The following is an 18,674-nucleotide window of genomic DNA, read 5'->3' as shown; positions in this document are numbered from 1 at the left end:
CACGCCTCACGCGCGCCGCACCACCAGCGCCACGGCCGCGATGCGTTCCGCCTCCGCATACGCGGGCTCGTCCAGTTCCTCGCCGAACACGTCGGGGTCCAGCTCCTCGTAGCGCCAGTCCCAACCGCCTTGCTCCAGCTCGGGAGCGAGTGCCTCCAGCAGCGGATCGTGCCCCTGCGCCATTGCCACGCCCGTGTAGAGCACGAGGCGTCCCCCGGGCGCGAGCCGCGGCAGGCCTTCGCGCACGATGCGCAGGGAGAGCGCTTCGCCGAAGCGGCCACCGCCGTGGCGGTAGGCGCGTTCGGTGCGATCGTTCAGGTAAGGCGGGTTCGCCACCACGAAGTCGAGGTCGCCTTCCACGGGGGCGTACAGGTCCCCTTGCACCAGCGTGGGCGCGCTGCACCCGGCGTGCGCCGCGTTCGCGGAAGCGAAGGCAAGGGCCCGCGCATTGATGTCCGCCAGCACCAGCGAATCCATCGCACCGCCGCTTGCCAGTGCAGCCGCTATGCCGCCGGCCCCGCTGCCGCAACCCACGTCCAGGATGCGGGCACCCGGGCGCAGCGGCGAGCCGGCGAGTTCCTGCTCCACGAGCTGGACGAAGCGGTAGGTGTCCGGACCGAAGAACACGGCGTCCGGCGCCGTCGTGGGATACGCGTCGTGCGCACAGAGCTGCGCACCGAGCGAGGAGAAGCGCACCTTGCTGCGAAGCAGCCCGGCGCCCGCCGGCTCCGCGAGGCCTGCCGATTGCAGCAGGTCCATGGCACGCGCGGGCAGCAGCGCAGGGCGGAACGGTCGGCTCCAGCCGAACACGTCACGCAGGCCGCGTGCCGGCCCCGCGTCGCGCGCCAGCACCCGCGCGTGCGTGGCCGGCGTGACGGTGGTGAAGCGATAGCCTTCCGCGCGCAGCCACTGCGCCAGCGGCACCAGTGCCGCGGACAGCAGGGGGCCGGAAGCCTCCTGCCCCTCTTGCTGCGTGCTTCGCGATGACGAGCGTGCCTGGATCCTGGTCATGCTCGCAGCATGTCACAGGTCGCGTCGGCGCGGTGACGCGCTGTTGCATTCGTTGCGTTCACAGTCCAGCGATGCGGGATTGACGCGATGCGGCACGAGCCGCCAAATACGCGTCCCCCAAGCGCGCGGTACAGCGCGTGGTGGTCTGTCCGGAGGTGGACCATGTCATTCGCAGCAGCCGCCGATGTGGGCCTCGTCGGCCACAACCGCGGCTTCGGCGCCGCGCTGGAATTCGCGCGCAAGGCGGCGCGCCACACCTGCCCGCTGCTGATCGTCGGCGAGACCGGCACCGGCAAGGACCAGGTCGCGCGCCTCGTGCACGCCCTGAGCCCGCGCGCCGACGGCCCTTTCGTCAGCCTCAATTGCGCGGCGCTGCCCGACTCGCTGATCGAGAGCGAGCTGTTCGGCTACGAACGCGGCGCCTTCACCGGCGCGGGCCGCTCGTACGCGGGCCGCTTCATGGCGGCGGACCACGGCACGCTCTTCCTCGACGAACTCGGCGACCTGCCGCTCGCCTCGCAGGCCAAGCTGCTGCGCGCCATCGAGCACGGCGAGGTCACGCCGCTCGGCAGCACGCGCCCGCGCAAGGTCGACCTGCGCATCGTCGCCGCCACCCACCAGCCGCTGGAGGCCATGGTGCGCGAACACCGCTTCCGCCAGGACCTGTTCTACCGCCTCAACGTGGCGCGCGTGCACCTGCCGCCGCTGCGCAACCGGCGGGACGACATCCTCGAACTGGCGGCGCATTTCATGGAGCCGCTGCGGCGCACGCAGGAAGGCGCGCGCGTGGGCTGGTTCGACGCGTCGGCGCTCAACCGGCTCCTGGGCCACGTGTGGCCGGGCAACGTGCGCGAGCTGCGCAACGTGATCGAGGCCATCTTCATCGACCCGCCCGACGGCCCGATCACCGAGCGTTCGCTGCCGTCCTACCTCACGCATGCGGAAGGCTGGGAGGACCGCGGCGGCGGCGCGGCCGGCGAGGAGGAGGTGGACGAGCGCCAGCGCATCCTCGACAGCCTGTGCGCGACGCACTGGAACAAGTCCGCGGCCGCGCGCAAGCTGCGCTGGTCGCGCGTGACCCTCTACCGCAAGATGGCCAGGTACGAGATCACGCCCGCGCGCGGCGCGTAGCGGTCACGGGTCTTCGGGAGGGGCCGGCGTGATGGGACCGAAGGCCGCCTCGTACTCCACGATGCTGCGATCGAGCAGGGCCCGGAACACCTTCGCGTACGCCGGCGCCGTGACGATGCGCGTGTGCGCCAGCGCGAGGCCTTCCGCGCTTTCGTAGGCCTGCGCGAAATCCAGCAGGAACTCGAAGGCGTTGAAGCCCACCTCGAAGTGGTTCGCATACGCTGCCGGCTCGGCCGCCGCCTGGGGCGCAGGCGGCGGCAGCGCCGTACGCGCCCGGGGCGGGTCGAGCGGCGGCATGGTTCAGGCCACCGCGGTCCCGCCCTGTCCCGGACGACCCGGCGACGGGAAGTTGGGGATCATCCCCGGCAGCGCCCCCGCGGCCGGCGCCGGCCGCCCCGCGACGGCCGCGGGCGCGCAAGGCGCCTTGCAGTACTCGAAGTGGTGCGGGTCCGTCGGGGCGAACCGCGCGCCCCAGCGGAAGTGGAAGGCCTCGAACAGCGCGACGATCCGCGGGTCCATGCTGCCGAATGGCCGGGCGGCCACGTTGTCCACGTTCTCGGGATAGTTGAGGTCCATCGCGATCCCCGGCGCGTGGTCGGACATCGTGTGCGCGGAGATGGCCGCTGCGATGACGGCCGCGCGCGAGGCCGGCGTGGCGTCGGTATTGAGGCGGTTCACCTTCGCCTGGGTGGGCGCCGAGAACGGCGCGCCGATGGGGCCGCCGGTCGTGACGACGATGCGCGGGTTGTGCTTGACGCCGCGGAACGCGATGGCGCCACTGGTCTGGTACAGCAGGTCGTTCCAGCCGAGTTCGCGGAGCGCGCGGAACAGCGCGATGGCGACCGGGTGCAGCTGGTTGAGGAGCTGCATGCGGGTGGCGACGCCGCCGCCGTCGCGCAGCGGGAAGGTTCCGCGCGCGAGCTCGACGCCCTGCAGGTCGAACATGCCCAGCGCGCCGGCGGGCGCGTTGCCGGGCGCGTCGGTCCGCAGCATCTCGGCGTTGAGCAGGCCATCGAGCGTGATCGGCGCGCCGGCCACCAGCGGCGGATGCGCGGCATCCACGGCGGCCACGCGACGGTCCCACGCCGTCTTGAAGGCCGCCCGTTGCACGGCGGTGTTCACGTGCGCCGGCACGGTGAGCAGCCCGGAATACAGGGGCAGGCCGGGCGTCGCCGCATTCAGTTCCGAGTCCCACTGGCGGCCTGCGAGGCCCCGGCGCCAGGACGCGTAGCGCCCGTTCCAGTTGCCGGCCGGCATGGCCGTGTCGATGAAGCCGAGGCGGGTGATCACCTGGCGCACCTCCGCGCTCACCGCGGGGATCGGGTTCGGCACCGCCGTCACCCAGTCCGGCGCCGGCGGGATCCACCAGCGCGTGCCGGTGGCGTTCTCGACCTCGCGCCGCAGGTGCGACAGCATGGCCCACCCCAGGCATTCGAGCACGAACGCTTCCGCCGCCGACGTGGTCCGCCGCGCGAGCTCGCGGAAGTGCCCGGGAACGTGCAGCAGCAGGCGCTGCACCAGCTTGGGCGTGGCGGAGCGGCTGTCCTCGTCGAAGAACGCGGGCTCCCAGCGCAGGCGCGCGAACAGCTCCGTGAGTGCACTGGCGCCGAAGGCCGCGGCGATGGGCACGAGCCCGGCGCGTGGGACGCGGCCACGCTGTGCGGGCGTCAGTCCGGCCGTGGTCAGCGCCGCGTCGATCGCGGCGGTGGTGGCCGTGGTCGGCTCCGGCAGGAAGGAGGCCGGGACCACCGTGAACACCGCGGGCGCGTCGTTGAACACGCCTTGCCGCGGCACGAAGGCCACGCCGAAGCGCGCCGGCGCCTGCAAGGCCCACGCCTCGTCGTCCGCCAGCGCGGCCGGCGTTCCGCCGGCGGCCTGCAGCAGCTTGCGCAGGGGCTTGTAGTGGCCGTAGACGTGGGTGGTGTTCACGGGCGCCCAGGCGCTGTCGGCCGCCGCGAGGTCGCCGCTGCGCTCGAGCCGCCAGCCGGTGAAGTTCGCGGTGCCCGCCTTCTTGTCGGGCACGAGGCGCCAGTACGCGACCGCGGGACCGATGTCCTTCGGATTCGAGGAGCGCGATTCGGCGGTGCAGAAGACGATGCGGTCGCCGCGCCGCTCGGCCCACGCGAGGATGCGGATGTGCCCGGAGAGCCACATCGTGTCGCCGCCGCACAGATGCGCGGGATCGGTGACGCGCTCGAACGGGCCCTGCCCGCCCTTGAGCGCGGCGGAGTTCGTGCTGTGCGGCGCCGCGATGCTGTCGGCTGCCGTGGCGGTGTTGAACAGCCCGACCAGCTTGTTGATCGCCTGCGCCACGAAGCCCGAGCAGTCCACGCCCAGCCCGTAGTGCTTCAGGAAGGCGCGCAACGTGTCCGGCGTGGCGCTTCCCCCGACCACGGCATCCGTCACCAGCACGCCCTTGGCATCGGCCGCTTCCAGCAGCTCGCGGATCGAATCCGTCGTGGCCTTGCCGATGCGCGTGTTCAGGAAGCGCTTCTCGCCGATCAGCGAGCGCAGCGCGGCGGGCGCGGCGGCGCGGTGCTGCTCCGCGAGCTTCGCGCGCTCCTTGCTCGCGGCCCCCGACTTGTCGTTGACGTTGATGTAGTAGGGCGGATGCACGTTCACGGTCTGCGTGCCCACCTTCACCGGGATCGCCTTCCAGAGGGCGAGGAAGTCCTCCACCGTGCTGCGGATGCGCGCGTCCCACGTGCTGCCATAGCCCAGCGCGCCCGCCACTTCCCAGGTGCCGAGGGCCAGCGGGTCGTCGCTGGCCAGCGCCTGCGACTTCGCGGTCGCGGGCTTGCCGGAGCGGTCGAGCGTGTAGCGCGGATTCGGGATCGGCCCTTCCGCGGCGATCAGCGTGCTCAGCTGCGGATCCTTCAGCACGTCGGCCACCGTGCGCGTGGCGCCGTCGACCTTCATCGTCGGCCAGACCAGGCGCACGCCGTGGCTGTAGTCGACGAAGCCCGGGCCGTGCGCGAACGAGGGCCAGCCGCGCATCACCTGCCCGTTGCTGCGCGGCGCCTGGTAGGGGACGCCGGCGGCCGTGAAGGCGCCGTAGAAGGCGAGCGTGGCCGCCGGCTTCACCTCGCCGGTCTCCTTGTCCTTGCGCGGATGGATGTAGTTCCTGCTGATGACGAGTTCCTTCTTGTGCCCCGCCGTGAGGATGGTCGGCGGCCGCCGCAGCTGCGCGTCGATCTTGCGGCTGTGCACCAGGTACTCGCTGGTCGCGTCCTGCAGCTTCGCCCGCGAGGTGCCGGCATAGTTGCCCTCGATGAAGGCCAGCTTGGTGGGCGCCGCCTGGTAGACCTGTTCCACCATGCGAGCCGTGGGCAGCAGGCATTCGAAGAAGTCGGCCACGCGCTGCGCGGTCACCGGGTCCATGGGGATGCGCACGTTGTCGGACTCGCTGCCGATGCAGAGCACGTCGGGCGTCACGTAGTACTCGAAGTCGTGGCTGGTGCCGGACTTGTCCTTGCCGGTGAGCCGCACGGTGTGGAAGGCCAGCAGCGAGGGCGGGATGTTGCCCGACTTCAGCTGCTCGAAGATGCGGTTCTCGCGTTCCACGCCCTTCTTCTCGCCCAGGCTGGCGATGAACTCGGAACCGGTGGGCGCGATGGGCGGCCGCTCCATCTTCTTCTGCGGCATCGTGACGTCCTGCGCCTCGGCTTCCCAGTCCAGCGCCTGCGCGCCTTCGGCGTCCACGCTTTCGTCGACCCAGTCTTCGTACGCCTGGGCGCGCGCGGCCGGCGCCGGCAGGTCCGCCGCCTCGGGCGACAGGTCGTTGGCCGGATCGGCCAGCAGGCGCCCGCCGCAGGCTTCGGGCACGCGGCCGTGCCAGGTCTTGGACGTGTCGGTGATCGCCTGCGCGCGGAAGCGCTTGCGCAGCAGCTCGCGCACGCCGGGGTCCGTCACCGCGTCCAGCTGCTTGCGCAGGAAGGTCTCGGTGTCCTTCGCCACCTTGGCCGTGCCGGTCTTGTCGATGAACACGATGCGCAGGTGCGCGGCCGTGTCCTGCAGGTAGCGCCGGCGCTCCTCGTCGTTGCGCTTGCCCAGCGCCGCCGCATCGCGGGCGATCGCCCTGGCCACCCAGCCGTCGGCCGCGGTCAGCGTGGCGAGGCCGCCGTAGGTGGCGTCGAAGAACTCGCAGCCGCACAGCATGCGGTAGTCCTTCAGCGCCGCCAGCAGCTTGTCCACCGCCCGCCAGCCGCCGGAATGGCAGGTGAGCACCAGGCGCCCGCGGCTCAGGCTGCCGCCGCGCAGCGTGGAGAAGCGCTGCAGCGCCTCGTCGACGAAGGCTTCCATCTTCGCCTGCGAGAGGACCTGCGGGAAGTTGAAGCCGTCGCCGACCCGCGAGCCGTCATCCTCGTCGTACCACTTGAAAGGCACGCCGTGCGGCACCAGGCCCAGCGTGGGCCGCCCGACGCCGGGCGAGCGCAGCTCGATGCCGCTGCTCCTGGCCATGTGGCCCAGCGTCGCGGCCTTGCCGCGCTTGAAGTTCCAGTGGCCGTGGAAGTGGATCACCACGTCCACCGGCCCGCTGTACTTCGCCGGGATGCGGGCCCAGCGCAGGATGCAGTTGTCGCCGTTGAGGTCGTAGGGGAACTCCGGGTCGCGCGGCACGGCGAGCGACGCCAGGTGCAAGGCCTGCTCGCCGGCCTCGTCCTTCACGTCGTACGCGCTGGCCGGAAGCTCGAGGTCGCCGCCGAACACGAGCGCACTGGCGGGCGTGGCGAGGACGAGGGTGGATGGCTGGTGCTGCAGGCGCATGGCGATCTCCTGGCGGATTTCAGGGAGCGGGCGCGGGCGCCTTCGCGCCCTCGCCGCCGTGGCTGTTGACCGGGGTGTTGGCCCCCGGGTTGGGCGTGTTGCCCATGATCATCGACATGAGTTCGGGCTTGGCGAAGCGCTCCATCGGGAAGTAGTCGCTCTTGAACTTGAGGTCCACTTCGCCGGTGAGGTCGGCGTGCACGTCGATGGCGTCGGCGCTGTTGGCCTTCTTCGACGAGACGTAGGCGACGCTGGTGGTCGCCTCGCCGCCGGGGCCGCCGAAGAAGCCGGCGATGCCGCCGCCGAAGTGCACCGTGCTCTCGTGCCTGGCGTCGAACTGGCTCGCGCTCTCGGCCTGGGCGAGGTCCTGCGCGTTGATCTGGAAGCCCATGCGCGCATAGATGCGCCCGCTGGTGATGACGATGCGGTTGATGCCCATGAGCATCATCGTCGAGAGCATCTGGTGTCGGCTCTTCGCCAGGTAGCGGCGCGCGGCCGGCACGAGCTTCTCCTCGGCCGCCTCGTCCGAGATGTCGACGTCCTCGTCGAGTCCGAGCGTGCCGCGGAAGTCCGGCTTCGCCGCGCCGTCGGCGCCGTCGCGCACCGTCATCTTCGGGCTGTCGCCGCTGGTGTCCACCTTGAAGTGGCTCGGGTAGGCGCTGGCGAGCCAGTCGCGCGCGTTGTTGTCGCTGATGTTGTCGGCCATGAACTGGTCGACCGTCTTCGACACGTTGGCCAGCAGCTTCCCGTAGGCCTCCATCTGCTGGATGCTCGCGTTGACGATGGCCTGGAAGGTGCCCTTGATCAGGTCGGCGACGAAGGTGGGGAAGGCGATCGCGTTGAGCGTGTCGCGCGTGATGCGGCCCACCTGGTTGGCCGCGCGCGCCTCGAAGTGCTCCTGCTTCACGGGCGGCGGCCCGCGCAGGGCCTCGACGGCAGCCAGCGCCGTGGGCGCCTGCGGCGGCGCCACCGGCAGGGTCTCGCGCTGGTGCAGCACCGGCGTCTGCCCGAGCCGCTTGGACTGGGCCCACTCCTCGTGCACGAGGGCGGCGGTGTAGCCCGCGATCTTCTCGAGGTCGCGGCCCATGAGGGCACGGCGCTCGGCCGGCAGGTCGTGGAAGGCGGGGCTGGACTCCAGCAGCGCCTGCACCTGCGCGTGCACCAGCCGCGACACCGGCGGCGTGATGCGCATGCCCTGGGCCAGCGGCGCCGTGTCGAACGGACCCGGCAGGCTGGGCGCGGCGGCGTTCAGTGGACGGTCCATGGCAGTCCTTTCGCGGCGAGCGCAAGGCCTTGCGCGTCCTCGCCTTCCGGTGGGGGCTCGGGCGGGGCCTCGGCTTCGGGCTTGCCCTTGTCCTTCGCCTTGCCCTTGGCGCCTTCCTTGGGCTTGGCTTCTTCCTTCGGCTTGTCCTCTTCCTTCTTCGCCTCCGGTTCCGGCACCGGGTCGTTGGCGTGCGGGTCGAGCGTGCCCTTGCCGATCGGCGCCGTCGGCAGCGCCGGCGCGGTCGGCAGGGGCGAGCCCACCGGCGTCATCGTCGGCGGCGGCTCGCGCTTGCGCCGCACGGGCGGGGGCGGTGGTGGCGGCGCGCCGACGGTGGGCGCAGCGAACGTGGGCGGCGGGTTCGCTTCGGGAACGGCGGTGTTGCCCGAGATCGCCTTCAAGGTGTTGGGCGGCGCGAAGCGTTCCACCGGGAAGTAGTCGCTCTTGAAGTGCAGTTCCACCTCGCCGGTGAGGTCGGTGCTGGTGTTGATCTCCGCGTCGCTGCCGGCGCGCTTGCTGCTCACGTAGGCCAGCGACGCGGAAGCTTCCACGCCCCACACCAGCGCGTTGTAGTGGCCGCGCACCGCCACGCGCGCATCCACGTCCTCGGCCGTGCGCTCGAACGCGCTGTCGCTCGTGTCGATGTGGAAGGCCATGGTCGCGCGGATCTTTCCCGCCGTGACCACGATGCGGTTGATCCCCATCAGCACCATCGTCGACAGCATCTGCAGCCGCGTCTCCGCCATGCGGCGGCGCGCGGCGGGCAGCAGCGTCTCCTCGATGGAGGACTCGTCCAGGCTGGCGCTGGTGTGCAGCTCGCCCTCGAAGTTCGGCGGCGGCAGCTGGTCGGCGTTGTCGCGCGGGACGGCCTTGCCGTTCTTCAGCTGCAGGTGCCGGGGATACGTGTCGGCGAGCCAGGCATGCGCGTGTTCGTCGGTGACGTTGTCTTCCATGAACTGGTCCACCGTCTTGGACACGTTGCCCAGCAGCCGGCCGAAGGCTTCCATCTGCTTGATGTTGGTCTGGAAGATCGCGTCGAAGGTGCCGCGGATCAGGTCGGCGACGAAGGTGGGGAAGGCGATGGCGCGCAGCGTCTGCTGCGTGACGTTGCCGATCTGGCTGGCGGCGCGCGGCTTGAAGTCGTTGGCCTGCGCGGTGGCGAGGGCGGGCGGCTGCGTGGCGGGAGCCACGGGACGGCTGGTGCGCGTTTCCTTGAGCACCGGGGTCTGCCCGAGCTTCTCGGACTGCCAGTAGATGTCACGCAGGCATTCCGCCGCGTAGGCCGCCACGCGCACCAGCTTGTCCTGCAGGGCGCGGCGTTCGCCGTGCGCGAGCTCGTGAAAGGAAGGCGTCGCCTCCAGCAGGCTCGCCACCTGCGAGCGCACCAGCGCTTCGGTGGCCGCCGTCGGCAGGATGCCGTTGGGGTCGGGCGGCGTGGCGAAGGCCCCGCTCAAGGTAGTGGGCGGCTCGCGCGCTGGCCGGGCAAGGACGGCGCTCATGCAGACACCTCGAACGCCGTCTCCGGCACGCCGATCGCGGAGGAAGGCGGCGGCAGCATCGTCGCCTGCGGCACCGGCAGCCCGCTCGCCACCAGCCAGCGCACCGCCGCCTGCACGGTCTCCGCGTCCGGCAAGCTCGTGGCCGCGGCGGGCAGCGCGCGCAGCAGCGCCTGGCCCGCGGCCCCGCGGCGCGCGGCGGCGTCGCGCTGCAAGGCGCCTTCTTCCGGCAGCAGCTTCGTGAGCGACTCCCAGGGCGAGCGCGAGAGCAGCCAGCGCATCAGTCCCGCATCGCCCAGGATGTCGAAGGCCTGCAGCGAGCGCGCATGGATGCGCCTTGCGGACTGCACGAGCCAGGCTCCCGGCTGCGCCGCCACGACCGCGAGCAGGTCCTGCGCGGCCGCCTGCCACGCTGCCTGGCTCGCGAGGCCCGGCTGGCCGGCCAGGCGGCTGCGTTCGAGGTCCGCGCGCACGGCGGCGGTGGCCAGGCGCAGCAGCCGCTGCAGGAAGTCGAGCCGCGCGTCGTCGCCGCGGCCTTCGCCCATGCCGAACAGCCGGCCGAAGATCACCGCGCGCTCGGAGCGCGCGGGGTGGTCGCGCGCCGAGAGGAAGAAGCGTTCCAGCCTGCCGATGGTGTTGCGGTCCTGCAGGGCGAGCCGGTAGCGCCGTTCCGCCAGCGCTTCCACCGCGGGCAGCACGCGCGCTTCTTCCAGTTCCGCGTGCAGGTACAGCGCTGCATAGGCGGCGAGCGCGTCGGCCGCCGGCGTGACCGGCGGCGCCGCCGGCAAGGGCGGCAGCGCGAGCCGCAGGGGATCGTCGGCGGCCGCCATGGCGCGCGCGCGTTGCGCCAGGCCTGCCTGCGCGGTGCGCAGGGCGAGGGCCAGCACGTCGAGGGCGCTGCGCATCGCCGTTCCTTCAGCGGAGGGCCACCGGCTGCTTCGGCGCCGGCAACGCGCCGACGGGCGTGGCACCCGCCGGCGGCGTGGCGCCTTCGGGCGTCTTGCCGCGGATCGCCTGGATCTGCATCACGTCCACCATGCGCTCCATCGGGAAGTAGTCGCTCTTGAACTGCACGTTGACCTTGCCGGCCAGCTTGGCGTGCATCTGCACCTTGGCGTCGGAGTCTTCGCTGCGCGAGGTGGTGACCGAGAAGTTGGCGGAGTCGTCGTGCGTGGACTTGCCGTACCAGCTCTGGTTCAGCTTCTTCTTCGCGCCGAGGCCGAGGAAGCCGGAGCTCTCGCGGCTGTAGTCGCCCTCGTAGCCGTGCTCGGACTTGTTCTGCGAATGCCAGTCCGCCGAGCGCTCCTGCCGCATGCGGCGCTTGACCGCATCGGTGGTGTTCAGCTCGAACATGCACGATGCCTCGATCGTCCCGTTGGTCACGACCAGCCGGTTCACGCCCATCATCACCATCGTCGCCAGCAGCTGCTGCCGGTCCAGCGCCATGCGACGGCGCGCCGCCGGCACCAGCTTGCCTTCGATCTCGTCGTCGTCCACGGAGGTCACCGGCTCCGGCAGGCCGAGGTCGCCCTGCAGGTCGGGCAGGTTCTCGTCGTTCGAACCCTGGCGCTTGCGCACGCGCGGCTTGTCGCCGGAGATGTCGATCTCGAAGTGCTCGGGGTAGCGGTCGGCCAGGTAGTCGCGCGCGTTGTTCTCGCTGACGTTGTCCTTCATGTACTGGTCGACCGACTTGCTGACGTTCTTCACCAGCTCGGCGTACGCCTCCATCTGCTGGATCGACGAGTGCACGATGGCGTTGAACACGCCGTCGATCAGCCCCGCGACGAACTGCGGGAAGTCCACCTTCTGGATCATCTCGGTGAACGCGGTCGAGCCCTGCTGCGCCGCGACCGCGCCGCTCTGCGCGAAGCGCGAGCCGGCGGTGTCGCCTTCCGGCAGCGGCGGCTTGTCGGCCATCGCCGCCACGGGCGTGCGGCCGGCCAGCGTCACGGCGTCGGGCCGCGTGCGGCCGTCGGCGCCGCCGAGGATGTAGTGGAAGGCGCGCACCGTGTCGTTGGCCACCTTGGCGCGCTGCGCGGGCGGCAGCCGCGCGAAGGCGGCGCTGGAGGTCAGGCCCTCCTTCACGCGCTCGCGGATCAGCGGCAGCAGGCGGTCGTCTTCGGCGGCCATGGCGGGACCTCCTCAGCGCCCGGGCGCCGGCAGGCCCGGCACCGGCGGCAGCGCGGGCATGGCCGGCAGCGGCGGCGGCGCGGGCAGGGGCACCGCGGGCGCGGGGGCGGCGGACGGCGTCTTCTCGCGGATCTGGTTGATCTGCAGCGCGTCCACCATGCGCTCCATCGGGAAGTAGTCGCTCTTGAAATTGAGCTTCACCTTGCCCGCGAGCTCGGCGTGCAGCTTGATCTCCTCCTCGTTCTTGTTGGTGTCCACCGTGGACACGCTGAACGTGGCGCTGCTGTCGCGCGTGTGGCCGTTGTACCAGCTGCTGTTGCCCGAGTACTTGCTGCTCTTGTTGCTGAACCAGCCGCCCTTGTTCTCGCCTTCCCAGTGCGAGTCGCCCTTGCCGCCCCACTCGTCGTGGCTGCCGCTGGTGGTGGTGCCGCCGGAGGTGTTGGTGCGGTTGCGGGTGCGCGTGTCGCGCGTGTCCAGGCGGAACAGGCACGAGGCCTCGATCGTGCCGTTGGTGACCACCAGCCGGTTCACGCCCATCATCACCATCGTCGCCAGCATCTGCTGGCGGTCCATGGCGATGCGCTGGCGTGCGGCGGGCACCAGCTGCTGCTCGGCGGAGTCCTGGTCGAGGCCCGACATCGGCACCTTGAGGCCGAGGTCGGCGAAGAAGTCGGGCAGGTTGGATTCGTCGGCGCCTTCGCGCGGCTTGACCTTGGGCGCCTCCTGCGTGTAGTCCATCTCCAGGTGCTCGGGATACTTCTGCACGAGGTAGTCGCGCGCGTCGCCTTCGGTCACGTTGTCCTTCATGTACTGGTCGACCGACTTGCTGACGTTCTTCACGAGTTCCGCGTACGCCTCCATCTGCTTGATCGAGCTGGTGACGATGGAGTTGAAGACGCCGTCGACGAGGCCGCCGACGAAGGAGGGAAAGTCGACCTCCTGCACGAGGTTGGCCATCGCGCTGCCGCCCTGGCGCGCCGCCTCGCCGATGGGCGGCGGCGCGGGCACCGTGAAGCGGCCGCCGGGCACCGGCGCGCCGGCCTGCGCCTGCGCGAGCGGCGCGAAGCTGCTGCTGTTGCCCGCCAGTTCCACGCCGGCCGGCCGCGAGCGGCCGTCGGCGCCGCCGAGGATGTAGTGGAAGGCGCGCACCGTGTCGTGCGCGATCTCCGAGCGCTTGGCCGCGGGCAGGGCGTTGAACGCGGAACTGCTGGTCAGGGCCTGCCGCACGCGCGCGCGGATGTCGCCGAGCAAGCGGTCGTCCTCGAGTGCGACGGCGTCCATGGCAGGCTCCGGTGAAGGTCAGGCGACGGGAAGCCAGGCGGAGGAAGACCACAGCGCCTGGCTGGCGACGGGCTCGGGCGCGCGCGGCGCGGGCGCCGGCGCTTCCGCGGGGCGGCGGTTGCGCAAGCCTTCCAGCCGCGGGTCGAGCGAGGCGGGCCGCAGGTACAGCGCGACGCGCGCCGGCAGGTCCGGACGCACCCACACCGACAGCACGGACACCGTGCCCGGCCCGGGATAGCCGTCCGGCGTGAGCGCGGTGAGCCAGCGGTCCATGCCGTGCACGCTGCGCGGCCGCTCGCTCATTTGCAGGCGCGTCAGCGCCATCAGCTGCGACGGCAGGTCGGGGATCGCGTCCAGGCTGACGTCCAGCCGCATCTCCACGCCCTGGCGCAGCGGCCGCAGCGTGACCATCGCGGCTTCCGCGGGCAGCACGAAGCGCGCGCCGAGGATGAAGGCGACGGCACTCATGAGGCCGGCGTGGCGGTGCGCGAGCCCGAGCTGGTCCATCAGCGGCTGCAGCGCGGGCAGCGACAGCGGCCGTTCGCTCTCGAACGACAGCTGCTGCGCACCGGCCGCGCGGCCGCAGCGCACCGACATGATCACCGGCCGCAGCCCCGGCATCGCTTCCAGCGCGAGCCGCGCGATGCGGTGCAGCGGTGCCGGGAGGGCGTCCATCAGTCCCGGTCCCCATTCGCAGTGCACGTACGACTCGGCCAGCCCCGCGCGGTCGAAGGCGCTGCCGAACGCGGCGCCCCAGGAGGCGCCGCGGCCGTTGTCCTGCGAGCGGATCGCCTCCAGCTGGTTGTCCAGCCAATGGCGCGCGGCGCGGCCGAAGTGGCGGTCCACCACGTGCGTCATCGCGTGGCTGGCGCTGGCGATGCGGTCGGCGCCGGTGACGCCCTGCCCCGCGGCGCGCATCACGAAGTTCAGCTGCTCGGGCGTCTGTTCCGAGAAGTGGGTGGACAGCGGCGCGTCGTCGGTCGGCTCGCCGTAAGGCACGTCGAGCTGCTCGTCGATCGCCTCGCCGACGTCATCCAGCGGATCCGCGGTCCCCAGCTGGCGTGCCGACTGCGACAGCAGCCGCCGCGCCCGCAGGGCGAGGGTGTCTCTGGGCTTCATGGCCATGCTCCATCAGTGCAGCGAGGACAGCAGCTGCTGCACCTGGTCGGGGTTGGGCGTGCCGCTGGCCGTGAGCTGCTTCAGCTTGTTCAGCACGTCCATGCCCGACGTGTCGCCGCTGGTGGAGGTGCCGGGCAGGGTGGGGATGCTGGGCACCGTGTTCATCTCGACCGGTTGCGCGTACTGCTTCACCTGGTCGTCGCGCACGCCATTCACGGCGAGCCAGAGCTGCACGCTCGTGAGGATCTGGTTGGTGTCCGCCGGGCTCAGGCCGCTCGGCGGCCGCGTCGACGTGGTGGTGATGGCGAAGCCGCTGCTCACGCTGCCCGCGAGCGCCGGGTCGAACAGGAAGGGCACGCCGGTGGCGCTTGCCGACAGCGCCGGCGTGTTGCGCGCCAGCACGTCGAAGATGCGGCTCGCGGCCTGCGCCATCGTGCTGTACTTGGCCCAGTTGGGCGCGCCGCCGAAGTCCTGCTGCGCGACGCGCTCGATCACCTGCCAGTGGTTGCTGGCGGCATACACGCGCAGCACCGGCGGCTGGTTCAGGATCTCGATCGCGCGCTGCAAGTGGCGGTTGATGCGCGCGGCGACGTGGAAGCTGCCGCCCCAGGCATACAGCGATGCGTTCTGCGCCACTTCGAAGGCGCACTTGCGCACCTGTTCGTCGGTGGTGGCGAGGATGGACGTGCGGGTGGTGAACATGCGGTCCACCTCGCGCTGCCGCGTGAACTCCGAGACCGCGGAGATGAAGCGCAGGAACAGCTGCTCGAAGTTCTTGTTCGGCGCCACTTCCTTGGACACCTCGCCGCCCGGCATGCCGATCATGCGCGCGTACTGCGAGCGGCGCTGCGCCTCGTTCAGGCGGTCCTCGCTTTCCCAGTAGTAGTCGTCGATCGCCTTGCCGGCCGCGCCCTGGCCGAAAGGCAGCAGGCCGTTCATGAACAGCTCGGCGACGCGGTCCGCCACGCGCAGCGGCAAGGCCTTCTCCAGCAGTGCCAGCGGGTACACCAGGCCGATCACGCGGATGTTGTCGCTGTTCAGGTCGGCGTCGCCGCCGGCGTTCTGCGTTCCGCCCGGGAGCGTGCCCGGGGGCAGGCTCAGCGAGTCGCCGGTGGCGCGCGACTGCACGTACTGGTCCAGCGCGATGCGGATGGACGACTCGAGGTCGGGGTGCCCGAACTTGATGCTCGCGCCGTTGCCGATGATGCTGCGCGCCACGAACGCGAACTCCTGGTGCGAGATGCTGGTGCTGCCGCCCTTGAACTTGGGCAGCGTGTCGGCGATGAACTTGTAGACCTCCGACAGCGGCACCGTGGCATTCGGCGCGCCGACCGCGGGCATCTCGCCGATCGATTCCAGCCACGCCCGCTGCAGCGCCGTGCGCAGGCTGCCGGAGTTGGCGTCGGCCTCGCCATCCAGCAGCACCATGCCCAGCACCGCCGCCGCGGAGGGCACCGTCTTCACGTCCGCCTGCGCCGCCGAGACGCCGAAGGTCACCTGCAGTTCGCTGGTCACCTTGTCGGTGAGCGCCTTGACCAGCGTGTCGCGCGTGTTGGGGTCCTGGAACAGGGGGATCGAGCTCGGGTCGACGAAGAAGGTGGCGGACATGGAAATCTCCTTGAGGAACTGGACCAGCAGGTGAACGTCGGCATCGGTGGGTCGCCCGATGACGACGCGCAGGGCCGGCCCGACGAGCGGCCGGAGCGAAGCGAAGGGAAGGCGCGAGAGCGTCGTGGGCAGGGCCTTGAGCCCGGACTCCGGCAGCTCCAGCGCGGGGTGGCGTTCGATGGCGCGCCCGAGCAGGGCGGCCAGCATGAGGACGTAGCCCGGGGGCGCGGGCCCGCTCGGGATGCGCGCCGCGGCGGGTCCCTTCCCGAGGAGGTTGAGCAACTGTTCCGCGGTGCCGCTGTCGGTGGCACCGAGGGCCAGCTGCAGGTCGCGGATCGCCTCCGCGCGTTCGGCGGCGGGCAGGCGTGCGATCGCGTCGACCAGCAGGGTCCACGCGTTCTGTTCGTTGCCGGGGGTGGGCTTGGTCGCCATGGGTCACCTCGTCTTGGCATGCGAGGCATCCAGGGCCTCGATCGCGGCCATGCAATCCAGCAGGCCCGCACCGGTTTCCTCGCTCGCGCCGCCGGGCAGCGCACGCGCGCTGCCGCACAGCAGCGCCCGCACGGCCGCTCCGTCCAGGCTCTGGCCGCGCCGCTTCGCGCGCGCCACCAGCAGCGCCGCGGCGCCGGCCACGAAGGGCGAAGCGAACGACGTCCCGGAGCTGGTCTGGTAGCCACGGCGACCGACGCCCGCCACGGCCTCGCCCGGCGCGCACAAGGCGATCTGCGGGCCCCAGGTGCTGAAGCGCGAGCGGTGGCCCAGCGCGTCGACGGAGCCGACCGCGATCACCTCCGGCAGCGCGGCCGGATAGAACATCTGCCGCTGGCCGCTGTTGCCCGCGGCGGCGACGAGCACGCAACCGCGCGAGACCGCGTAGCGCACCACGGCGCGATGCGGCGGCACGGCGTGGGCGTCGTCGCCATCGACGGGCGAGCCCAGGCTCATGTTGATGACCGTCGCGCCCAGGTCCACGGCGACCTTGATGCCGGCGTCGATGTCCGGCAGCGCGCCGACGCCCATCAGGCGGCCGCCGGCGGTGTCGCGGCGCGCGGCCGCGAGCACGCGCACCGGCAGCAGCATGCACAGGCCCGCCAGGCCGCGCGGAACGCGGAAACCCTGCGCGCCGATGATCCCGGCCACGAGGCAGCCGTGGCCGACTTCGTCGTACGGGTTGTAGTCCCAGCCGCGCGAGTCGCCGACCAGCCGGGTCGATGCATTCAGCCGCCCGAGGCCGAGATCGACCGTGTCGTAGCCCGCGAGGCAGCGGCGCTGGAATTCGGGGTGGCCGACCACCACGCCCGTGTCGACCACGGCGACGGTGACCGACGCGTCGCCCGCCTCGCGTGCCAGCGCCTCGACGGCGCGGATGCGGCGTTGCGGCTCCATCACCTCGTCCCGCGTGAGCACGCGGCGCGCGCGGGTCGCGGGCGGGGCGGCGTCGAAACTCGTGACGGCCAGCGTCTGCAACTGGCACTGCTCCACCGCGCCCATGTCGCGCAGGGACTCGCGCACGCGCACCGCGGCGTCGGGGTTGCCCAGTTCCACCTGGTAGCTGCGCGACAAGCCCAGGGCTTCTTCCTGGTCGTCGAAGCCGACGTGGTGCTCGCCGGGGCGGCCGAGCGAGCGGCGCGCGTGGAAGATGCGGCGGAAGCGCGCGCCGTCCGCCTGTTGCCGCACCAGCGCGTCGATGCGGCCGCCATCGAGCACGGGGCTCGGCCGGCCCGCACCGGACAGGCAGTCCAGGTGCGCGGGCACGGCGGCCGCGGCGACGCCGGAGCGCAGCGTGAGCGTGAGGAAGCCGTCGCGCTTCATGACGGCCGCCTCGCGGGAGCCCACGGGTCGTCGCCGGCGGCTTCCCCGGGCGCGAGGTGCAGCGGATGCACCAGCGCGAAGCAGTGCGGCGGCTCGTCGCCCAGGCTCACTTCCAGCGCACCGGGCTGGAAGCCGTGCGGCAGCAGCACCACCAGGCGGTCGTCGTCGAGCTCGTCGATCTCCAGCGCCTCGCCGTTCAGGCGCACCGTGGGCGGATACGCCTCGTGCTGCAGGTTGCTGCCCGGCAGCGTGAGGCGCCGGGTGCCCGGGTCGACTTCGAGCACGCCCGCGGCGATGGCCGCGTCGTCCGCTGCGAGCGACTGCGCTTCGGGCAGGTCCTCCTGCGCGAGCAGCTGGCCCAGCTTGTTGCGCAGCACGGGGGAAGGCAGCGGGCGCGACGGCAGCGGCCGGGGCGTGGCCACGGGCGGACGCGGGACGAAGACGGGCGGACGCGTGTCGAGCACCGGCGGACGCGGCGCCGGCACGGGCGGGCGAGGCGCGGGAACGGGCGGCGTCGGCGCCACCACCACGGGCGGCCGCGGCGCCGGCGGGTTGGCCGGGCCGAGCCGCGGGCGCCCCGCCAGCAGCGCCTGCCGCAGCCGGTCCACCGGCATCGCGGCCATGCGCGCCACCGTGCTCGCGCCGGTGCTGCCGTTCAGGCGATCGAGCTGCGCGAGGTTGGTCACGCCCAGGCGTTCCAGGCGCATCTGCTCCTCGGGCTTCAGGCCCAGGTTGTCCAGCGGCGTCGAGCGCGTGGCGGCGAGCGAGATCGTGTTCTCCTCGATCATGGGCTTGGTGATCGTGGTGAAGTCCATGGCGAGCGTGCTCGCGCCGGCCTCGTTGGGGCCGGCGGCGCGCAGCATCACGTGTCCTTGGGCATCCATGTCGACGAACACCTTGAGTTCCAGGTGCAGCTCCTTCAGGGCGTAGGTGAGGGGGCGGTTGACGGCCTTGATGCGCAGGGCGTCCTGCACGCGATCGAGCTGGGTCGTGATCGAGGTGATGAAGTCCTCGACCAGGAAGCCTGCAGCGGCGGACACGTTGCGATCGGCCAAGTC

General features: G+C 71.8%; 13 protein-coding genes. 1 reads left to right on the top strand and 12 read right to left on the bottom strand.

The genetic code is table 11. The annotated features are described in order from the left end of the window. Positions 1 to 6: 6 nt before the first annotated feature. A complete protein-coding gene (locus H8N03_RS16265) occupies positions 7 to 1,011 on the bottom strand; it encodes a methyltransferase (protein WP_187077255.1) in 1,005 nt (334 codons plus the stop codon). A gap of 162 nt (positions 1,012 to 1,173) precedes the next feature. Between H8N03_RS16265 and H8N03_RS16260 the strand changes: the two genes are divergently transcribed. Next, on the top strand, positions 1,174 to 2,142 hold the full coding sequence (locus H8N03_RS16260) for a sigma-54 interaction domain-containing protein (RefSeq protein WP_187077254.1): 969 nt from the start codon (positions 1,174 to 1,176) through the stop codon (positions 2,140 to 2,142). A gap of 3 nt (positions 2,143 to 2,145) precedes the next feature. Here the strand turns inward: H8N03_RS16260 and H8N03_RS16255 are convergent, their stop codons facing one another. Genes H8N03_RS16255 through H8N03_RS16205 form a run of 11 tightly spaced genes read right to left on the bottom strand, consistent with a single transcriptional unit; the run spans position 2,146 to position 18,671 of the window. Further along, positions 2,146 to 2,439 (bottom strand): DUF3467 domain-containing protein, encoded by a 294-nt coding sequence (locus H8N03_RS16255; RefSeq protein WP_187077253.1) that lies wholly within the window; start codon positions 2,437 to 2,439, stop codon positions 2,146 to 2,148. 3 nt (positions 2,440 to 2,442) lie between these two features. Further along, positions 2,443 to 6,909, bottom strand: coding sequence for a M15 family metallopeptidase (locus tag H8N03_RS16250; RefSeq protein ID WP_187077252.1), 4,467 nt, complete (start codon positions 6,907 to 6,909; stop codon positions 2,443 to 2,445). A 19-nt stretch (positions 6,910 to 6,928) separates the two neighbouring features. After that, positions 6,929 to 8,173 carry a hypothetical protein gene (locus tag H8N03_RS16245; protein WP_187077251.1) on the bottom strand — a complete coding sequence of 415 codons (1,245 nt, stop codon included), beginning with the start codon at positions 8,171 to 8,173 and terminating at the stop codon, positions 6,929 to 6,931. After that, on the bottom strand, positions 8,158 to 9,669 hold the full coding sequence (locus tag H8N03_RS16240; RefSeq protein ID WP_187077250.1) for a hypothetical protein: 1,512 nt from the start codon (positions 9,667 to 9,669) through the stop codon (positions 8,158 to 8,160). Before H8N03_RS16240 ends, H8N03_RS16245 begins: the two co-directional genes overlap by 16 nt. Then, positions 9,666 to 10,571, bottom strand: a complete 906-nt coding sequence (locus tag H8N03_RS16235; RefSeq protein WP_187077249.1) for a hypothetical protein — start codon at positions 10,569 to 10,571, stop codon at positions 9,666 to 9,668. Before H8N03_RS16235 ends, H8N03_RS16240 begins: the two co-directional genes overlap by 4 nt. A 10-nt stretch (positions 10,572 to 10,581) precedes the next feature. Then, positions 10,582 to 11,796, bottom strand: coding sequence for a hypothetical protein (locus H8N03_RS16230; protein ID WP_187077248.1), 1,215 nt, complete (start codon positions 11,794 to 11,796; stop codon positions 10,582 to 10,584). 12 nt (positions 11,797 to 11,808) lie between these two features. Continuing rightward, positions 11,809 to 13,077, bottom strand: a complete 1,269-nt coding sequence (locus H8N03_RS16225; RefSeq protein WP_187077247.1) for a hypothetical protein — start codon at positions 13,075 to 13,077, stop codon at positions 11,809 to 11,811. Between the two features lie 18 nt (positions 13,078 to 13,095). After that, positions 13,096 to 14,196, bottom strand: coding sequence for a hypothetical protein (locus H8N03_RS16220; protein WP_187077246.1), 1,101 nt, complete (start codon positions 14,194 to 14,196; stop codon positions 13,096 to 13,098). A gap of 12 nt (positions 14,197 to 14,208) precedes the next feature. Beyond that, positions 14,209 to 16,236, bottom strand: coding sequence for a hypothetical protein (locus H8N03_RS16215; protein WP_187077245.1), 2,028 nt, complete (start codon positions 16,234 to 16,236; stop codon positions 14,209 to 14,211). Between the two features lie 3 nt (positions 16,237 to 16,239). Continuing rightward, entirely contained in the window at positions 16,240 to 17,616 is a 1,377-nt protein-coding gene (locus tag H8N03_RS16210; RefSeq protein WP_187077244.1) for a S8 family peptidase, read from the bottom strand. Next, positions 17,613 to 18,671, bottom strand: a complete 1,059-nt coding sequence (locus H8N03_RS16205) for a hypothetical protein (RefSeq protein ID WP_187077243.1) — start codon at positions 18,669 to 18,671, stop codon at positions 17,613 to 17,615. Before H8N03_RS16205 ends, H8N03_RS16210 begins: the two co-directional genes overlap by 4 nt. Between the last annotated feature and the right edge of the window lie 3 nt (positions 18,672 to 18,674).

It is taken from the genome of Ramlibacter cellulosilyticus (assembly GCF_014297465.1).
Classification (GTDB): domain Bacteria; phylum Pseudomonadota; class Gammaproteobacteria; order Burkholderiales; family Burkholderiaceae_C; genus Ramlibacter; species Ramlibacter cellulosilyticus.
The sequence above is the reverse complement of the archived record's forward strand: the minus strand, read 5'-3'. Positions and strand labels throughout refer to the sequence as shown.